16 protein-coding genes, 1 CRISPR repeat array and 1 riboswitch (1 of these 18 cut by a window edge) are annotated in these 17512 nt (G+C 46.1%); of the genes, 10 read left to right on the top strand and 6 right to left on the bottom strand.

All coding sequences use genetic code 11. The features are described from left to right. A CRISPR array of direct repeats spans positions 1-1742; the repeat unit is 32 nt; unit sequence GTCACTTCCTTCGCGGAAGTGTGGATTGAAAT (it extends 669 nt beyond the left edge of the window). A gap of 513 nt (positions 1743-2255) precedes the next feature. From LC508_RS07165 to LC508_RS07155, 3 genes are all read right to left on the bottom strand, one after another. Beyond that, positions 2256-3803, bottom strand: a complete 1548-nt coding sequence (locus LC508_RS07165; RefSeq protein WP_103731969.1) for a helix-turn-helix domain-containing protein — start codon at positions 3801-3803, stop codon at positions 2256-2258. Positions 3804-3904: 101 nt separating this feature from the next. Beyond that, positions 3905-4861 carry a hypothetical protein gene (locus LC508_RS07160; protein ID WP_103731968.1) on the bottom strand — a complete coding sequence of 319 codons (957 nt, stop codon included), beginning with the start codon at positions 4859-4861 and terminating at the stop codon, positions 3905-3907. 352 nt (positions 4862-5213) lie between these two features. After that, positions 5214-5408: a hypothetical protein gene (locus LC508_RS07155; protein WP_103731967.1), complete on the bottom strand. Its 195-nt coding sequence runs from the start codon at positions 5406-5408 to the stop codon at positions 5214-5216. Positions 5409-5566: 158 nt separating this feature from the next. On the opposite strand from LC508_RS07155, the gene LC508_RS07150 reads away from it, so the two are divergent. The 5 genes from LC508_RS07150 to LC508_RS07130 all read left to right on the top strand — a co-directional run bounded on the left by LC508_RS07150 (position 5567) and on the right by LC508_RS07130 (position 10399). Further along, the gene (locus tag LC508_RS07150; protein ID WP_054353797.1) at positions 5567-5995 is read left to right on the top strand and encodes a hypothetical protein; all 429 of its coding nucleotides are present in this window, start codon (positions 5567-5569) and stop codon (positions 5993-5995) included. 96 nt (positions 5996-6091) lie between these two features. Next, positions 6092-7390 (top strand): vWA domain-containing protein, encoded by a 1299-nt coding sequence (locus LC508_RS07145; RefSeq protein ID WP_118594204.1) that lies wholly within the window; start codon positions 6092-6094, stop codon positions 7388-7390. Positions 7391-7415: 25 nt separating this feature from the next. Further along, a complete protein-coding gene (locus LC508_RS07140; RefSeq protein ID WP_103731970.1) occupies positions 7416-8930 on the top strand; it encodes an ATP-binding protein in 1515 nt (504 codons plus the stop codon). Positions 8931-9031: 101 nt separating this feature from the next. Continuing rightward, a riboswitch (FMN riboswitch) is annotated at positions 9032-9169 on the top strand. A gap of 67 nt (positions 9170-9236) precedes the next feature. Then, positions 9237-9899: an ECF transporter S component gene (locus tag LC508_RS07135; RefSeq protein WP_103731965.1), complete on the top strand. Its 663-nt coding sequence runs from the start codon at positions 9237-9239 to the stop codon at positions 9897-9899. A gap of 14 nt (positions 9900-9913) precedes the next feature. Further along, positions 9914-10399 carry a pyridoxamine 5'-phosphate oxidase family protein gene (locus LC508_RS07130; protein ID WP_054353798.1) on the top strand — a complete coding sequence of 162 codons (486 nt, stop codon included), beginning with the start codon at positions 9914-9916 and terminating at the stop codon, positions 10397-10399. Positions 10400-10531: 132 nt separating this feature from the next. On the opposite strand, the gene LC508_RS07125 is transcribed toward LC508_RS07130, so the two are convergent. Then, entirely contained in the window at positions 10532-11746 is a 1215-nt protein-coding gene (locus tag LC508_RS07125; protein WP_103731964.1) for an enolase C-terminal domain-like protein, read from the bottom strand. 242 nt (positions 11747-11988) lie between these two features. Between LC508_RS07125 and LC508_RS07120 the strand changes: the two genes are divergently transcribed. From LC508_RS07120 to LC508_RS07110, 3 genes are all read left to right on the top strand, one after another. Then, entirely contained in the window at positions 11989-12906 is a 918-nt protein-coding gene (locus tag LC508_RS07120; RefSeq protein WP_103731963.1) for a helix-turn-helix domain-containing protein, read from the top strand. A 77-nt stretch (positions 12907-12983) separates the two neighbouring features. Next, positions 12984-13841, top strand: coding sequence for a tyrosine-type recombinase/integrase (locus LC508_RS07115; RefSeq protein WP_103731962.1), 858 nt, complete (start codon positions 12984-12986; stop codon positions 13839-13841). 344 nt (positions 13842-14185) lie between these two features. Further along, on the top strand, positions 14186-14446 hold the full coding sequence (locus LC508_RS07110; protein WP_033143765.1) for a hypothetical protein: 261 nt from the start codon (positions 14186-14188) through the stop codon (positions 14444-14446). Here the strand turns inward: LC508_RS07110 and LC508_RS07105 are convergent. Then, positions 14443-14763 carry a winged helix-turn-helix transcriptional regulator gene (locus LC508_RS07105; protein ID WP_103731961.1) on the bottom strand — a complete coding sequence of 107 codons (321 nt, stop codon included), beginning with the start codon at positions 14761-14763 and terminating at the stop codon, positions 14443-14445. The genes LC508_RS07110 and LC508_RS07105 overlap by 4 nt on opposite strands. A gap of 168 nt (positions 14764-14931) precedes the next feature. Between LC508_RS07105 and LC508_RS07100 the strand changes: the two genes are divergently transcribed. Together LC508_RS07100 and LC508_RS07095 are read left to right on the top strand one after the other, a co-directional pair. After that, the gene (locus tag LC508_RS07100; protein WP_054353801.1) at positions 14932-15450 is read left to right on the top strand and encodes a nitroreductase family protein; all 519 of its coding nucleotides are present in this window, start codon (positions 14932-14934) and stop codon (positions 15448-15450) included. A 21-nt stretch (positions 15451-15471) separates the two neighbouring features. After that, positions 15472-16149, top strand: a complete 678-nt coding sequence (locus LC508_RS07095) for an L-2-amino-thiazoline-4-carboxylic acid hydrolase (protein WP_103733137.1) — start codon at positions 15472-15474, stop codon at positions 16147-16149. A gap of 134 nt (positions 16150-16283) precedes the next feature. Here LC508_RS07095 and LC508_RS07090 read toward each other — a convergent pair whose 3' ends face one another. Further along, positions 16284-17243 (bottom strand): NYN domain-containing protein, encoded by a 960-nt coding sequence (locus LC508_RS07090; RefSeq protein ID WP_033143769.1) that lies wholly within the window; start codon positions 17241-17243, stop codon positions 16284-16286. Between the last annotated feature and the right edge of the window lie 269 nt (positions 17244-17512).

Below are 17512 nucleotides of genomic sequence, written 5' to 3'. Positions count from 1 at the left end.
CCTTCGCGGAAGTGTGGATTGAAATACACTGCATTGTTTATATCCTGGATCTCGGATCGGCGTCACTTCCTTCGCGGAAGTGTGGATTGAAATATTACAAGGAGTAACAAGGCCTTACCAAGGCTGTGTCACTTCCTTCGCGGAAGTGTGGATTGAAATATCCTTTCGACCTCTATTAAGGTGTACCCCGTATGTCACTTCCTTCGCGGAAGTGTGGATTGAAATGTATAATTAATACATAAATGCAAACATTTGTTCGTCACTTCCTTCGCGGAAGTGTGGATTGAAATTCTGTAACAGGAGCATAAGCGCCATCGGCAGAACAGTCACTTCCTTCGCGGAAGTGTGGATTGAAATCTTCAATTATTCCCTCCTTTATGCAACTATTCCAAAGTCACTTCCTTCGCGGAAGTGTGGATTGAAATTCCGTATACATCTTCTGATCTATAGGCATATACTTCGGTCACTTCCTTCGCGGAAGTGTGGATTGAAATTTGGTACATTTGCGTATGGGTTGGATGGTTTTAAGTCACTTCCTTCGCGGAAGTGTGGATTGAAATTTGTATATCTCGAAGATTTGAGCAAAGGAAAGAGTCACTTCCTTCGCGGAAGTGTGGATTGAAATATGCGCAGGAAAAACCGCCGGAACAGCTACTGTGTCACTTCCTTCGCGGAAGTGTGGATTGAAATCAGGTCAGGAAGTGAGAATGCGCTTGCCATACAGTCACTTCCTTCGCGGAAGTGTGGATTGAAATTCCCGAATAATCTAATCCGTTTTGTGCTCCTGCGTCACTTCCTTCGCGGAAGTGTGGATTGAAATTTCATGCCGTATTCTCTATCGGCAAAATCAAATAGTCACTTCCTTCGCGGAAGTGTGGATTGAAATACCGTCAGTAAGAGAGATATGTAAGGCGGTTGGTGTCACTTCCTTCGCGGAAGTGTGGATTGAAATTCCTGAAAAATCAAGTCCATTCTGGGCACCGGCGTCACTTCCTTCGCGGAAGTGTGGATTGAAATATTCCGGAGGCGCTCTCGCTCTGGCGAACAGTCGTCACTTCCTTCGCGGAAGTGTGGATTGAAATTTTCCAACCCGGTTTATTGTGCAAATGAGCTGGAGGTCACTTCCTTCGCGGAAGTGTGGATTGAAATATCATATTACAGTGCCTTCTTGCCGATGTCGGTGGTCACTTCCTTCGCGGAAGTGTGGATTGAAATTATCAATGGAAGCAGGGAAAAGCTACAACAAAGGGTCACTTCCTTCGCGGAAGTGTGGATTGAAATTCCTACATTCAATTCAAGCTGATGCTTGTTCAAGTCACTTCCTTCGCGGAAGTGTGGATTGAAATTATCAATGGAAGCAGGGAAAAGCTACAACAAAGGGTCACTTCCTTCGCGGAAGTGTGGATTGAAATTCCTACATTCAATTCAAGCTGATGCTTGTTCAAGTCACTTCCTTCGCGGAAGTGTGGATTGGAATTTTTGCTTCCTGCTGCCGCTCCTCCTTTCCTTGCGTCACTTCCTTCGCGGAAGTGTGGATTGAAATCCCAATGACATGCCGGTCCGTGATTATCCGCCCGGTCATTTCCTTCGCGAAAGTGTGGATTGAAATCATGCTCACCCATTACTATTTGATGGAGCATTCCCGTCACTTCCTTCGCAGAAGTGTGGATTGAAATTTTTCTTACATCTTCCCAGTTACATAACCGTTTTGTCACTTCCTTCGCGGAAGTGTCAATTGATATCAGACAAACGTCTTTCCATATAACAGTGAGAGCATATCCCATATTTTCAAAGTATATCTGGATGTAGATATCCCTGTGGAAGTGAGAAAATTCGGATTTCTTGAACAGGTGCCAGAATACAATCTGGCTCCGGGATACTTGGGGATATAAAGACGGTTTTTTCAGGTCTGACACAAATCTTGGTACTGAAAAAAGCGAGGAGGAGGATAGAAGAGAAAAATTGGAGTTTCTAATGGAAACCGTAACCATTTTGTTCAACGGAGGGAAGAAAATTTATGTTTCGGACTATGCAGGGGGAGAAAATGTTGTAAAAGAATTGACAATAGATGCATGCCTCTTTGATATCGGACGGCCGTTTTGGGGACGACCGCGGGACAGAAAACCTGGACATTTGTCTCCAGTTCGGTCCGCCCGGGGAGGGGAAGATAAAGCCGGTCAGCCTGGCTGATAAAGAGGTGTTTACAGAGAACCTGTATGGCTTCTTATGAGAGATGGCAGGTAAGGGGGATGCCATCACATGACCCCTTTCCTGCACTGCACCGGCGTTACGCCTGTATAGACTTTGAACATTTTGGAAAACTGGCGGTAATCGTCATAGCCAACCGCTATGGCGATGGAACTTACGGAATCGTCTGTTGTGAGAAGAAGCTTTTTTGCCTGCTGCATGCGCAGCATGGTCAGATAATGTTTCATACTTGCGCCTGTTTCTTTTTTAAAACACTGGCTCAGATAAGAAGGGCTTACATTAAAGTCTCTGGCAATATCGCTTACAGACAGGGGATCTGCATAGTGCTCTTCCATATAACGGAGCACCTGGCGGACGACACGGTTGCTGATATTGTGTGTCTTTACCTGCTGTTTTGCCAGAGTATGGATGCAGTCCAGGACACGGGTACAGCTTTCCTCTATGGTGCCTAACTGCGTGGTCAGAACAAGCCAGGGGCTGTCTATAGTCTCCATCAGCAGTTTGACGGACAGTTCACTTTTCAGAGATTTCAGAATGGATTCACTTACCAGGTAATACAGCTTATAGCTCATACTGGGCTTTACAATCTTGAGATACAGACGCCGGATCAACTCCGGAAGCTCCTTGCTGCTGATATCAAAGCTGAGATAATGTTCAATGGCATCAATGGTGTTCTGAATCTCATCTCTGCTAAACCAACGCTGATGGGATTTGATATAATCATTGGAAATTGCCACTGCTTCCCGGCAGAAAAAGCGGTATGCGCAGGTCCGTTTAAAATCCTGATGTCCGCGGCTGATATCTTCCGGTCCCAGTAAAAGGTCACTGATAAAACAGTGGGAGGAAATCTGTCCGGCAGCTTTGGAAAATTCCAGGGCAAAATGGTCTGCCTGCTGCCTTCTTGTACGGATGCAGGAAGGATGGGAAGCATTTACAAGGATATAGGCAAAGGAAATATCAGAAAATACGATTTCCCCTCCCTGGTTTTCTTCCAGTATCATACTGAAATCCTCCAGGCGCAGAGCGTGCAGAAAATAATGGATGGATTTGTTTACCGGATAGTCAACCAACACGGTTTTGTCAAGCTCCCACATAAAAAGATAAAAATCCGAAGTGTTTATGTGGAGACGGTACTGCCTCCTGTATTTTTCAAATTCTTCCTGGGTGACACCGTACAGCATCGTCTTCATGGCTTCTCTGCGCTGCAGGTTTTCAAAGGCATCCGGAAAGCGGAGCTGCCAGCTCTGTGCCGGATACTGCAGCGGTATGGTGTGTTTCCATCCGGCTGCTTCGCGGAAGAAATCGTGCAGGGAATCATCCTGCTGCGTGGTTTCTGCAAAAAAGCAATTTCCGTTCGGATGCGGTTCAAACAGCAGAAAACGGCGCGCAGAGCAGGATTCATAGAGCACAGCCAGGCAGTCCTGTATGCGGGATGCCGGCCTCTGGACCATCAGGATCACTGCATCCGGGGAGAAAGATATGGCATCTTCCGCAGACGGAAGACGGTCGGTGAACAGAACCTGGTGACCGCACTGGCTTTGTGCCTTCATAAAGCCTGCTTTAAATTCTCTACTGCCGTAAACTAATATTTTCATATGCCTGTTTTTCCATCTCCTTTTTTCATTTGGTTTTCAGCATAACTAAACGGCCGGAACTCCGGGAAATCTTCCCGGTTCCGGCCTGTTTATGCTGCCTGTTATTTTATGAGACGTCCGCGTACATAACATTTATGTTTGGAAAGAATATTCTCAGCTTCAGATTCTGCCTTTTCCGGGTCGGCTGCATACAGGGAATACAGTTCCTCGATGGCACGAAGACCGAAGCCTTCACAGTTATAGTCAAAAAGTACGGCGCCGTCGGGTGCTGTGATCTCGCCTGAGAGGTGGGTAGGAATGTGCAGCACGTCACGTTCTTTTGCTGTAAACTTCTCCATGCCGTCAATGCGGACCTCCACAGATCCCTCCTGCACAATAAACAGACTGTAGAAAGGATTCTGGGCACTCCAGCTCAACTGGAAACCGGGCTCCATGCAGAGCTGCCAGATCTCCTTGTGTCCCTTTGTCTCCCAGCGGGCTACCTTCTGCCTCAGCTCGCAGCCCTCGAATCTGTAGATACACAGGCCGCTGTTGTACGGGCGGATCTGGTAAATCTGTTCCTTTGGAACCTCCTCTGTGACAGGGGTATAGGTATAGTAGAGGCTGTCTGTGCTCTGTCCGTCCTTTGCCATGTCGAATTCAGTTTTATTATATTCTTTAAAACGCAGATTGGCAATACAGTCTTCCCCCATCTGGGTTTCCTGGAACAGCTCCCTCCATATGGTTCCCGCATCGATCCAGGTAAATTTATGTGGGGTATAGGCTGAGATATGTACGATATCACCTTTGGTGCACACTGCTTTTTTGCCGCAGATTTCCGTCAGCACAGAGCCGCCGTCCACCAGAAAGGTTTCCACACCGCGGGTATGTTCGTGGTAGCACATTTCATGGTTGGGGTCCACGTAAACAGTGTCCAGCAGTTCATTGTGCTGGTATGGCCCATAAGGTTCAATCAGGTATTTGGAGTAGGTTTTCTTCCCTCCGTAGTATTCATCAAAGTCCATAAGCCAGGTCTTTTCCGGATCAATGTGGATGTCGTGCAGGGTATACTTTGTCATAATGTGTCCTCCTAATTTTTTCTTTTTGTCGGTTACGGTCATGCGGATGATACTGTCCGCTGATAAATTGTGGTTATATTATAACAGAGATTCTTTTCTTTCCGGTGTCTTTATTTTGGTAAAATGTGTGCTTTTTATCGTAAGATGACTCCATGTGGTAAAAAGGGACATAAAGCTTATAAACCATGTGTTTTTAGTATATCAGAATGGAAGATGAGAAGATGTTTTTGGTATAAAGTGTGGTTTTTTCGACGAAGCGGTCTTCAGTCCCTTTTTCATAGGTGGTCAGCGTTTTCCCGAATATCTGATAGTAAGGCTTTTCCTCCCTGTGTTTGAGGATGAAATATCAAATTCAGTCATCCGGCAGAATACACATGGCAGACAGGCCCGGTCCCTCCACAATATTCCATCGGCAGATGAAAATGCGTTCACAGAGCAGGACAATCAGCATTCCCACAATACACTGCAGAAGAAAGTCGGTTTCGTAGGTAAAAAGGTTATTTATCCCGCTGATACACAGGCCGATAAATCCACTGAGCAGAAACATACGCCAGTCCGTCCGGTCATGTTTCCAAAAGGATTTCAGGAAAAAATAGATTCCGCCGGGAATTCTTTGGGCGTTTGGATTGCCTGACACAGAGGGGGTGTGGTATATTTAAAATAGATGTTTAACAATATTTGGCAATCGTAACGCGGAGGAATACCATGGGAGAGATAAGTGACTTCCGGAAAGATGTGGAAGTGGTAGTACAGGCTCTGGAGAGACAGAAGAGAGATGACCCTTGGGAGGAAGGAGAAAAGCTGTACCGGAAATACAGGGAGACGAAAAAGAATGCCGTACGTCTGGCCGTGGCTCTTCGCGGCTTCTTTCTGAAAGGCGGCGTTTCAAAGGAGCAGAGAGATGATTTTGGACGCTGTATACAAGATTGGATCGTGCCCGCAGTGCAGGAGCTGATCGAGGAGGATGCGGTGGAAAAAATGGCGTATCTGGAAAGCCTGGGCTGGTTTCGGGAGGAGCAGTTGGAAATCTTCATCCGGACAGCACGAGAGCGTCAGAAGACCACCTCTCTTGTGTGGCTGATGCATTTGAAAGATAAGAAGTACGGATATACGGAAAAGAGCTTTCTTATATAATTATAATGACAATAGAAAACATCCGGCCGTAGATATTCCGGGAACCCCGGAGATATCATTACCGGAAAAATACAAATATGTCATAGGGTAAAGAAAATGAGATCAAACGAAGAAAAAGCAGCTCTGGGAGTGGAGATCCTGAAAAACTGCAGAAATGAGCTTTACAGTTATTTCCCATATCTGGACGGCGCCTTTGCCAGCGTCTCATATGAGGCAGGCAAAGGGGTAAAGGGAATCGGTACGGAGGGAAATGTATTTTATTTTGACCCTGTATTTCTGCTGGTAGGCTACGGGAATAATCCGGAGGTAATCCGCAGGGGATATCTGCACATGATGCTGCACTGTTTGTACCTGCATCTGTTTTCCAACAAGGAGCAGAGGCAGGATATCTGGAATCTGGCCTGTGATATTTCCGTGGAACAAGTGATTGAGAGGGAGGCGCTGCCGGGGCTTCGCCTGCCGGACCATCCGGTCAGAAAGAGATGTTTGGAAAAACTGGGAGGGCGCAGCCTTTCCGCGGAGAGAATCTGCCGGATGCTGGTGCAGGGCGTATTTTCGGACAGTCTGGAGGAGATGCAGACTGCCTTTTGTTTTGATGACCACAGTCTCTGGACGGCGCAGCAGGATGCAGAGAGGACAGCCAGGACAAAAAGCAAGTGGGAGAAGATTCTGGCCTACACAGGACAAAACAGGCATCAGAAGAAACAGAAAACAGGAACCCGGGAAGGTGACGGTGAGGAGGAGACAGTGACCGTCGGGAAAAGCCGTTATGATTACAGGAAATTCCTGAAAAAATTTGCTGTCCCCAGGGAAGAAGTGGAGCTTGATACCGAGAGTTTTGATTATATTATGTATCATTTCGGGATGGAGCATTACGGAGATATGCCGCTTATAGAACCCTTGGAATACAAAGAGGTAAATCGTCTGGAGGAGCTGGTGATCGCTGTGGATACATCGGGGTCATGTTCCAGGGAGACGGTGCAGCAGTTTCTGGCAGAGACCTACAGTATACTCAGTGAGCGGGAGAATTTTTTCAAAAAGATGAAAGTGCACCTTGTTCAGTGTGACTGCAGGATACAGGAAGCGGTGGTCATCCATTCGGAGGAGGAGTGGAAAGCATACAGCAGGGAGATAAAAATTCAGGGACGGGGCGGGACGGATTTTCGGCCTGTATTTCAGTATGTGGCAGAGCAGAAGGAGAAGAGAGTGATCAGGCAGTTAAAAGCACTGGTTTATTTTACAGACGGCGATGGGATTTATCCGAAGTGCAGGCCTGCGTATGAGACAGCATTCGTCTTTTTGGAGGAAGGTGCCGGTATGGACAGAGTGCCGCCATGGGCCATGAAGCTGGTGGTATCTCATGAAAAGAAGAGAGCCGGGGATTCCCGGATATGAATTTATACCCTACAAGGAGGAAGAAATGAACATCAAAGAGGCAAAGATGGAGATCAGCAGTACACTGAAGGCCTATCATGAGAAGGACGAACAGGGCAATTATGTATTTCCTATGGTCAGGCAGAGGCCCATACTGCTCATGGGACCGCCGGGCATCGGCAAGACCGCTGTCATGGAGCAGGTGGCAGAGGAGTGCGGTGTGGGTCTGGTCTCTTATACCATTACACATCATACGAGGCAGAGTGCTGTGGGGCTGCCGAGTATCAAAAACAGAATATACCAGGGCCGGTCTGTGAGTGTAACAGAGTATACCCTCAGTGAGATCATAGCTTCTGTCTATGAGTGCATGGAGCGCACGGGAAAAAAAGAGGGGATTCTGTTTATTGATGAAATCAACTGCGTATCCGAAACCCTGGCACCCACCATGCTGCAGTTCCTGCAGAACAAGACATTTGGAAGTCATAAAGTGCCGGAAGGCTGGCTGATCGCGGCAGCGGGAAATCCTCCGGAATACAATAAATCGGTCCGAGAATTTGACATTGTCACGCTTGACCGGGTCAGGAAAATTGATATTGAAGTGGACTGTGATGTCTGGATGGAATACGCCTGGTCACAGCAGATACACGGGGCTGTGCTTTCCTATCTGAATATCAGGAAAGAAAATTTTTATCTTGTGGAAAATACGGTGGACGGTAAATTTTTTGTGACTGCAAGAGGATGGGAGGATCTATCTGAAATATTGAAAAGCTATGAGAGATTTCAGATACCTGTCACGGAGAAACTGGTGATCCAGTATCTGCAGAAAGAGGAAATCGCCAGGGACTTTGCCGTGTATTACCGGTTGTACCAAAAATACGGGACTGATTATGCCATTCCGGAAATAGCGGCAGGTACTTTGTCAAAGGAGGACTATGATAAGCGGAGGGATATGGCCCGCCAGGCTGCTTTTGAGGAGAGATTTACAGTGGCCGGCCTTCTGCTTGCCTATTTGGATCAGTCCTTTGCTACATATATCAGGGCAGACGGGAATGTCTGTGCTCTCTACGAGGCGCTGGATGATTTTAAGAAGATTTTGCATGACAGTGCAGATATGCAGGTGCTTCAGACTTTTGCGGAGAACAGAAGAAGAGAACTGGAACAGCGGATACTGGAGGAGAAGATTACCGGAAAAGAGGCAGCAGTACAGGCGTGGGCAGTGGGACGGCTGGAGTCCTTTGCTGTATATCTGAAGGAGAGACATATTGCGGATAAAGAAGAGGGTATGGCCTGTGTACGGGAGCTTTTCGGGCAGGAAGTGAAAAAGAGGCAAAAAATCGTAAAACAGGCGGGAGAAAATCTGGAACATGCATTTCAGTTTCTGGCGGATGCTTTTGGTGAGGAGCAGGAGATGGTGCTCTTTGTAACCGGACTATCCAAAAGCGAAAGAGCCATGGAATTTATAAACAGCAATGGAAGTGATGCGTATTTTCAATATAGTGAAGCTCTGCTTTATCGGAAAAAGGAGGAGGAGTTAAGAAAAATCTGTATGGAAGAGATATGAACATTTTATTTCCTGTTTTTGTTTACATATGGAAGACTATGGTATATAATCAGATACAACAGATGATGTTTACTGCATTTCTGATTTCAAAAAATGAATATTGAAGTCTTTGTGGCAGGGTGTAAGTCCCTACCGATGGTATAGTCCATGACCCGCTTTTGGCGGCTGAGCTGGTGACTCCTTAATAGAAGAGGGGAATTCCAGCACCGACGGTATAGTCCGGATGAGAAAAGACATTTTCTGTGAAACTACGCCCGGAGCATATTTTTTGTTCCGGGCTCATTTTTTTGAAGGAGGATACAAACTATGAACCAGACAAACGAAACAACCAATGCAGCTTTTGACAAGGGTATGAGGGCCGGGACCGGCGCTAAAATGCGGGTGAAAAAGATTGCTTTCATCGGCCTTATGGGGGCAGTGAGCGCTGTTCTTATGCTTCTCAGGTTTCCGCTTCCTTTTATGCCGCCATTTATGTCCTTTGATCTGTCGGGGCTGATGGAGATGCTGGGGGGATTTATGTTCGGCCCCGGGGCAGCACTTATGATCATTGTGGTCAAAATACTGCTGCAGCTTGTCATGCAGGGCAGCTTTTCTCTGGGAACCGGTGAGTTACAGAATTTTATTTTAAGCTGCTGCTATGTCATGCCTGCGCTGCTGATCTATCACAGACATAAGACGAAGAAGACCGCATTGGTAGGTATGGGCGTCAGCACAGTGCTGGTTGGAGTTGTGGCGATCTTTACGAACCTGTATCTGATCATTCCGTTTTATGTGCGGTTGTTCGGCATGACCATGGAGGAGATCATTTCCATGTGCAGTGCAGTAAATCCGGCCATGAAAAATGCTTTTTCCATGGCAGTCTTAGGAATCCTGCCGTTCAATCTGATAAAGTACGGAGTGACATCAGTCCTGACATTTCTGTTATATAAAAGGTTAAGCAGAGTGATCAAAAGTGTTGTAGAAAAATAAAGGGGGATAAAAAAATGAAATTCACACTGGACAAATCCATCAGTTATGAGGAGGCTGTAGGGCGCATGTTTGAGATGCTGGGGAACAGCAAGATTATGGCACTGGCCTCAAGCCTTAACGACTATGTCATGGTAAGGAATGTAAGCTGCCTTTTTTACGATGACAAGATTTATTTTAAAACGGACAAAAATTTCAGAAAGACAAAACAGCTTCTGGAAAACCCCAGGGTGGCCATGTGCTGGAGCGGCGTTCAGGTAGAGGGAACTGCGAGAAATAAAGGCCTGGTGGTGGAGGAACCGGGAAGGAGATTTGAGGAGGGATACAAAAAATATCTGTGGGAGAGCTATAATAAATACAGCCATGAGGATACAGAAATCCTAATAGAAGTATCGCCGGGATATGTGGAGATCTGGGATACCAGTGAGGATGGATACGCGTACCAGCTTTTTATTGATTTTGATAAAAAGTCTGTGGAGGTAAAACCGTACGATAAGAAGTAGGCAACGATTCAGCTAAAGGAATCGTTACAGAAATAGTTCTATGGGTATCACAAAGTGCTGCGCTTTGTGATACCCATAAGTAGTTTTATCTAAAATAGACCTGGAGGCGTAACCGGAAAAACTTACAGCAGACTATGGGCGGACAGCAGTGCCGTCCGGCAGGCGTGAGAAAAGCCAGCCGAAATCCATATCCGTATATGGGTATTTTGCGGCTTCCTTTTCATCAAAATCAATTCCGATTCCCGGGCGGTCACTGATATAGGCATATCCGTTTCTAATCTCCGGACATCCCGGAAAAATTGCCTTTTCCGCTTCGCAGAATCCGCAGAACTCCTGAATGCCAAAGTTTGCGCAGGACAGATCCAGGTGCATCTGTGCCGCCATTCCCACAGGCGACAGGTCGTTGGGGCCGTGAAAGGCCGTGCGCACACCAAAGGCCTCGCAGAAATGCGCCAGCTTTCTGGCAGGGGTAAGCCCTCCGATATCGCTTACATGAACGCGTATAAAATCAATCCACTGGTTCTGTACAATAGTTTTCCACTCGACAGGGCTGGTGAAAAGTTCTCCCATTGCCAGTGGTACAGAGGTCTGTTCCCTGATTATTTTAAAGTAACCGGCCTGTTCCGGCGGAAGGGCATCTTCAAGGAAGAACAGTTTATAAGGCTCCAATTCTTTGGCAAAGTTCAGGGTATCTGCCGGGGAAAGCCGTTCGTGCACATCATGCATGATTTCCAGGTCCCATCCGAAATCCCTTCGGATCTGCTCAAACATCTTTACCACACTCTGCATATAGGTTTTCGGATGATAGTAAGCGCCTGCAGGTGCGTTTTCTGGACGGATCATGGTCTGCATACTGCCCCCTGCGTTTCCGCCGTACAGGCCCAGGTGGCAGCGGATGTAGCGGTAGCCCTGTTCCATGTATTCGTTTATTTTATCCTCAACCTGATCCATGGTGGTTCCGTCCGCGTGGCGGTATACCGCGATTCCCTCCCGGCATTTGCCTCCGAACAGGCTGTAGAGGGGCATGCCCGCCAGCTTGCCCTTTATGTCCCAGAGTGCTTCATCCACGCCGGACAGCGCATTGTTGAGCACCGGGCCGCCGCGCCAGTAGGAGCTGCCCATCATGGACTGCCAGATATCTTCAATATTGTGGACAGACTTTCCCACCAGCATGGGTTTTAAATATTCCTCCACGGCAGTGACAACTGCTTTGCATCGCCAGGTAAAAGTGGCGCAGCCGATACCGTATAATTCAGGCTCTGAAGTTTCCACCTTCACGACTACGAGATTGACCTTTTGCGGTGCGGTGATAAAGGTTCTGATATTTCGGATTGTGATGTCTTTCATAATTACCTCCATATTTTTGCTTACTCTGCCGGATGAAAAAAAGGACTCTATGGCAGTTTCTAAAATCCGGCAGATGCGCTTTGTTATTTATTGCTGAAAGCATAACATTTTTCTGCAGGAGATTGTTGATATTATTTGGTATAAAATCACCATTTTTTAGCCAGGTGTTTTCAAGATTTAGAATAAAGGGTATAATGTATTATCGGTAAAGTGAAAAACGAAAGCAAAATAGAGGTGAAAAGATGCAGATTCGGGTAAATGATTATGAGGAGCTTGAACATTTCCGGGCTATCTGTGAGGACTGTTATAATGTCTCAAGAACCTGCGGCTATGACAGGCTCAGAATGTCCCATATACATAATACATGTGAAATCCTTTTGGTGGAGACAGGAGAAGCGGATTATTATATTTCAGGGAAAAAATATCATGTGGCGCCTTATGATATTCTGGTCATAGGCGCCATGGAATACCACAGGAGCGTGATTACGAATCCTCCTTATCAGAGATATGGGCTGACAGTAAAACCAGCTTATCTAAAAGGTATGATTCCGGATAAAGATATGCAGAAAATATTTTCCACACCGTCACCGGAATCATTCGTTCGGAATTATAAACGTGTCGATCCAAAGACATTTGAAAAACTTGTGTGCCTGCTCCAGGATTTGGCGGAGGAAGAACGGGGGACAAAGGAGTTCCGCACACAGATGCAGAGGGGAATCCTGACCCAGACAGCCGTTCTTCTATTCAGAACCTTCCGGATGGAGAGGAACCCGGAAGCATCGACAGCCGCGGATAAGGCTATGCGGGAAATAAAAGAGTATATTGATACTCATTTTCAGGAGCGGCTCACGCTTAAGACACTGAGCAGCCGCTTTTATCTTCATCCGACTACGATCAGCAAAGAATTCAGACGCTGCTGCGGGCATAACCTGAATAAATACATCAACACGGTCCGCATCTGCCGGGCAGCCTCCCTGCTGGAAACAGGTACAGACAGCGTGGCGGAGATTGCTGTAAAATGCGGGTATGAAAGCGAAAATACGTTCCTGAGACAGTTCCGGTCTATTATGGAGATGTCGCCTCTTCAGTACAGGAAATCAGTGAGTGTGTGGATGGGGAAAATGAGAGAGGAAAGAGAGAAGTCTGGTAAATTATGGTAATTCCTCCGCAGCGATTGCGTTATTCTCCTCAAAAGCTATAATAGTGGAAGAAAACCATACCCACAGGAGGCCTGCCAATGCAGAAAGAAATCACCTTTACCATGAAGACAGAATTGATCGAAGAATTTTCTTATCACTTATACAGCCAGGAAAAGACAGCGGCAACCATCAGAAAATATTCCACGGATTTAAAGACGTTTTTGGAATACCTGGGAACGGACAGACAGGTCCACAGAATCCGTCTTCTGGAATATAAAGAGTGGCTGAGACAGCAGTACGCAGTAAGCAGCGCCAATTCTATGCTGGCAGCAGTCAACTCCTTTTTGGATTACCTGTGTTTTCCTGAGCTGAAAGTAAAAAGTTATAAAGTGCAGAAGCGCATGTTTCTGGATTCAGAAAAAGAAATGACAAAGACGGAATACCGGAAACTGGTAGAGACAGCAAGAAAGAAGGAGAAGAGCCAGCTTGCCCTGATACTGGAGGCCATCTGTGCCACAGGGGTCAGGGTCAGCGAGCTGAAATATCTGACAGTGAAAAATCTTCAGGACGGCCGTCTGGAAGTCTGTAACAAGGGAAAGACAAGGATTGTCCTAATTCCGGAGAGCCTGCGGAAGAAGCTTTTGTGCTACGCCGGAAAACAGGGAATCAAGTCAGGTCCTGTCTTCATTACCAGAAGCGGAAAGCCAAAGGACAGGAGCAACATATGGACAGAGATGAAAGTATTAGCGGAACAGGCAGGGATCAAGCCAAAGAAAGTATTCCCACACAATCTGCGCCATCTCTTTGCGCGCTCTTTTTATAAGGTCACAAATAACCTTGCCGCATTAGCGGATGTTCTGGGACACAGCAGTCTTGAAGTGACGAGGATTTATACCGCGGATACACTGAAGAAATTTCAGGGAATGATAGAACAGTTGGATTTGATCGTTCCATAAGGGAAAGCATTAACACAACATAATAAGAATTATGTAGTTGAGATAAATGTTAATGCATCTGGTTTATAGAAATTTTAATACATATGGTAAAAAATGTCAACAAAATATACTCGGTTTGTCTTTTTTGGACAGCGGAGTATAGAAATTATCTGTAATTACCAAGTCTTAAACATATCAAAAAGAAGCCTGCAGGCAGATAAAAGCAGGCTTAAAAGAAAAGACGGCATATTCTGCTGCACCTCTCATAAGATTCCTTTAGAAGATAATCTTTTTTTACCACATAATTCTTATTATGTAGTAAGTAAGCAGCCGCAGGAAGGACAGAAAACCGGAGGGAGCAGGGTATGATTGAAACAGGTCGGAGTAAATTCCTCAAAAAGAGTAAAGAAACCAAAAGCAGAATGCCGAACCATGTAGAAGAGATGGGGCTTGGCAGAAAGCTGACAGATAAACTGAAAAACCACAGGATTGAGTATGTTACGGACATCCTGTCATGTACCGAAAATGAACTGCGGGAAACTGCAGTGCTGAATGACAGAGAAATGTCTCTGCTGCGGGAAAAGATGAGAGAATTCCAGCTTGATTTTTGGGATGAGTTGTTTTAGGAGGGGCAGATTCTGCGCCCCCAGTCGCACATAGACTCCAACACAGGAAGAAGCGTTTTGCCGAATTCCGTCAGTGCGTACTCTGTTTTTGGAGGCACAACCGGGTAAACCGTACGGCTGATCAGGCCGTCGCTTTCCAGTTCCCTGAGCTGCTGTGTCAGCATCTTGGTTGTAGCTTTTGGGATAAGCCGGTGCAGTTCGCTGAACCTGAGCACCTGATCCCTCAGATGCCAGAGGATGACTGCCTTATATTTTCCGCCGATCAGATGAATGGTTGCCTCCACAGGGCAGGTGTAAGTGTCGCTGCATACTTTCATTTTGATGTTCCTTTCTTTTTCGTATTTTCCACAGCAGAGATCATGCGTGGGGGGATGGTTACTTTTTGGGTACTATATACCAGAAAAGTGCGTTCTTGCTAAAAATAAAATCAGTGGTAAGATTATAGCATAGACAATAAAAAATCGAAAGAGAAAGGAAGAAATTATATGGAATTTTCAGAACTGGCAAAAAAGAGATACTCTGTACGCTCCTATAATGGAAAGAAGGTGGAGCAGGAAAAATTAGAAAAGATATTGGAGGCTGCCCATGCGGCACCCACAGCAGCCAATCTGCAGCCTGTCCGGCTGCTGGTGATACAGGAGGAAGAAGGTCTTGAAAAATTGTCAAAGGCTGCAAATGTTTACCATGCACCGCTTGTCATTGTGGTCTGTGCAGACCACGACAAAGCATGGGTTCGTCCTTTTGATCAGAAACAGACCTGTGATATTGACGCTTCCATCCTGACAGACCACATGATGCTGCAGGCAGCGGATTTAGGGCTTGGAAGTGTCTGGATCTGTTATTTTAAGCCGGATGTCCTGCGAAAAGAATTTGGTATCCCTGAGAATCTGGAACCTGTTAATATACTTGCAGTGGGTTATAGTGACGAGACGCCCCAGCCCTCTGACAGGCATGGAAAAACACGTATACCGATTAAAAATCTGGCCTCATTGGAACATTTTTAAGAACAGGGGAGGATTTATCATATGACGGAAGGCTGTGTTTTTAATGAGAAAGTACATGCGTTTTTGATCGGTTCGTTTTATAGGGAGATGAAAGCGGCCAAAGGCCCGGCAGGGGTGGAATGTTTTATAAAAGCTGTCCAGAAAACAGCGGAACAGCGGGGACACCGTATGGCTCTCAGGGCTATGCGGGATAAAATGCCTCTGGATTATAATACATACATGGCATATGGGGAGATATATGCCACCATTCCGGGCAAAACGGAGATGGTCGGGGAGTATCCTGACGCGGAGACACGGGTTTACAGCTGTGCATGGCATGATACCTTTTGGGAGATGGATCTTGCGGAATGCGGCCTTGTATACTGTAAAGAGATAGACAGGGGGATTGTCAGAGGCTTTAATCCTGAGCTGTTGTTTGAACAGAAAAGTGTGCTCCACAATGCACCGTGCTGCCGCCTTGTGTTTAAAAATGCCGCTCTTGACAACAGCGTGCCGGTCTCCGGAGATGCGAAGAAGGACTGGGACTACCACTGTGGTCATTATTACAAAACATTTGGGGAATATGTGCGTACAGTTTTTACAGATGGGGAAGAGATTATAAAAAATGTGGATGAAAAATTTGCGGAGAGATATGGAGAGAACTATCTGGATGTTCTGCATGGATATCTGGAAACAGATTTTAACCTCATCGAGCGGTAACGCTTAAAACATCTGTCCGAACTACAGAACAAGAACAGCAGTGATTTTTGCATAACATAGGGCTACATAAGATACGGGTATGTGGAGCACTACACTCCATATACCCGTATAAATATTTATAAAAAGAATGGCACTCAAGCATCATAGACCGCCCAGTTCTGTTCTCCATCCTCCCGGATATGGATTTCCGGAAAACTCTGTATATACTGTTTGAACTGGGAGAAACCGTAATCCCGCACTTTGAAATCTCCGAATCGGTTGCGGATCTTATTGCTGAGGGTACCAAGAGGGACACCCTGGCGGCCCGCATTTTTAACAAGCTGGACCGCGTATTCCTCCAGCATCTCTTTTTTGCTCTTGTCTTCATAGAGGGTGACTGATACTTGAGTTCCTTCCTGCTGCAGCTTTAATTTGGGAAAGGACTCCAGGAATTTGGAAAGAAGGCTGTATCCGTAGCGTCTCACATCAAAATCGGGATATAATTTCACCAGGCGGCTGCCTACCTCACCAAGACCTGTTATCTTGTCGTTGTTCTGATTCTCTGTTATGATCTTGACAACAGCTTCCTCAATCTGTGTTTTGGAGACTACATCCGCACTGATCTGTTTTGCACCTTTTTCCATTGCGTGGATTGTGGGTTTTTCCTCTTTTTCTATGGCGTTATCCTCAAGGAGAAGTTCCAGTACCGTAAAAATATCACAGGCTTTTCTAAAAGAGGATGGTGTCTTGTCCTCACCCATACCGATGACATTTTTACCGCTTTCCCTCAGGCGGCTTGCCAGTTTTGTAAAATCGCTGTCGCTGGAAACCAGGCAGAAGCCCTCCAATTCGCTGGTGTACAGCATGTCCATGGCATCAATGATCATGGCGGAGTCTGTGGCATTTTTTCCGTGGGTATAGCTGAACTGCTGAATCGGTGTGATGGAATTTTCCAGCAGGACTTCTTTCCAGCTTGAATTATAAGTGCTTGTCCAGTCACCGTAGATTCTCTTGTATGTTACATTTCCGTATTTGGAGAGTTCATCCAGAATTGGCTTGATGTATTTGGCTGAGACGTTATCTGCGTCAATCAGCAGTGCGTATTTATCTTCCATATTTCCCTAACCTCTTATTCCGATGTTTTTTCACACATCATATCAAAAAGTATACCATACAAAATCGGATTTTGGTACAGGAAAAAAGCGCGTAAAATGACAGAATGCAACGATACATTATGGTTCATGCGCTGCTGTCCCATGTAATATTTTCAGACCGAAAGCAAGAAAATCTCCGGGCAGCCAGCATGATACGGAAAAATGCTCCCTGTCTGCGCATCGAGAAAGCGTGTTGCTGGGCAGGGAGAAGCCCGGGTGTTTTTATTTGT

This window comes from Blautia parvula (genome assembly GCF_020215665.1).
Taxonomy (GTDB): domain Bacteria; phylum Bacillota; class Clostridia; order Lachnospirales; family Lachnospiraceae; genus Blautia; species Blautia celeris.
Note: the sequence above shows the minus strand (reverse complement) of the source record. Positions and strands in the feature narration are given on the sequence as shown.

Bases quoted from the DNA above. Each gene is read 5' to 3' on its own strand.
- LC508_RS07165 (WP_103731969.1), bottom strand. From the start codon at position 3,803: ATGAAAATATTAGTTTACGGCAGTAGAGAATTTAAAGCAGGCTTTATG.
- LC508_RS07160 (WP_103731968.1), bottom strand. From the start codon at position 4,861: ATGACAAAGTATACCCTGCACGACATCCACATTGATCCGGAAAAGACC.
- LC508_RS07155 (WP_103731967.1), bottom strand. From the start codon at position 5,408: ATGTTTCTGCTCAGTGGATTTATCGGCCTGTGTATCAGCGGGATAAAT.
- LC508_RS07150 (WP_054353797.1), top strand. From the start codon at position 5,567: ATGGGAGAGATAAGTGACTTCCGGAAAGATGTGGAAGTGGTAGTACAG.
- LC508_RS07145 (WP_118594204.1), top strand. From the start codon at position 6,092: ATGAGATCAAACGAAGAAAAAGCAGCTCTGGGAGTGGAGATCCTGAAA.
- LC508_RS07140 (WP_103731970.1), top strand. From the start codon at position 7,416: ATGAACATCAAAGAGGCAAAGATGGAGATCAGCAGTACACTGAAGGCC.
- LC508_RS07135 (WP_103731965.1), top strand. From the start codon at position 9,237: ATGAACCAGACAAACGAAACAACCAATGCAGCTTTTGACAAGGGTATG.
- LC508_RS07130 (WP_054353798.1), top strand. From the start codon at position 9,914: ATGAAATTCACACTGGACAAATCCATCAGTTATGAGGAGGCTGTAGGG.
- LC508_RS07125 (WP_103731964.1), bottom strand. From the start codon at position 11,746: ATGAAAGACATCACAATCCGAAATATCAGAACCTTTATCACCGCACCG.
- LC508_RS07120 (WP_103731963.1), top strand. From the start codon at position 11,989: ATGCAGATTCGGGTAAATGATTATGAGGAGCTTGAACATTTCCGGGCT.
- LC508_RS07115 (WP_103731962.1), top strand. From the start codon at position 12,984: ATGCAGAAAGAAATCACCTTTACCATGAAGACAGAATTGATCGAAGAA.
- LC508_RS07110 (WP_033143765.1), top strand. From the start codon at position 14,186: ATGATTGAAACAGGTCGGAGTAAATTCCTCAAAAAGAGTAAAGAAACC.
- LC508_RS07105 (WP_103731961.1), bottom strand. From the start codon at position 14,763: ATGAAAGTATGCAGCGACACTTACACCTGCCCTGTGGAGGCAACCATT.
- LC508_RS07100 (WP_054353801.1), top strand. From the start codon at position 14,932: ATGGAATTTTCAGAACTGGCAAAAAAGAGATACTCTGTACGCTCCTAT.
- LC508_RS07095 (WP_103733137.1), top strand. From the start codon at position 15,472: ATGACGGAAGGCTGTGTTTTTAATGAGAAAGTACATGCGTTTTTGATC.
- LC508_RS07090 (WP_033143769.1), bottom strand. From the start codon at position 17,243: ATGGAAGATAAATACGCACTGCTGATTGACGCAGATAACGTCTCAGCC.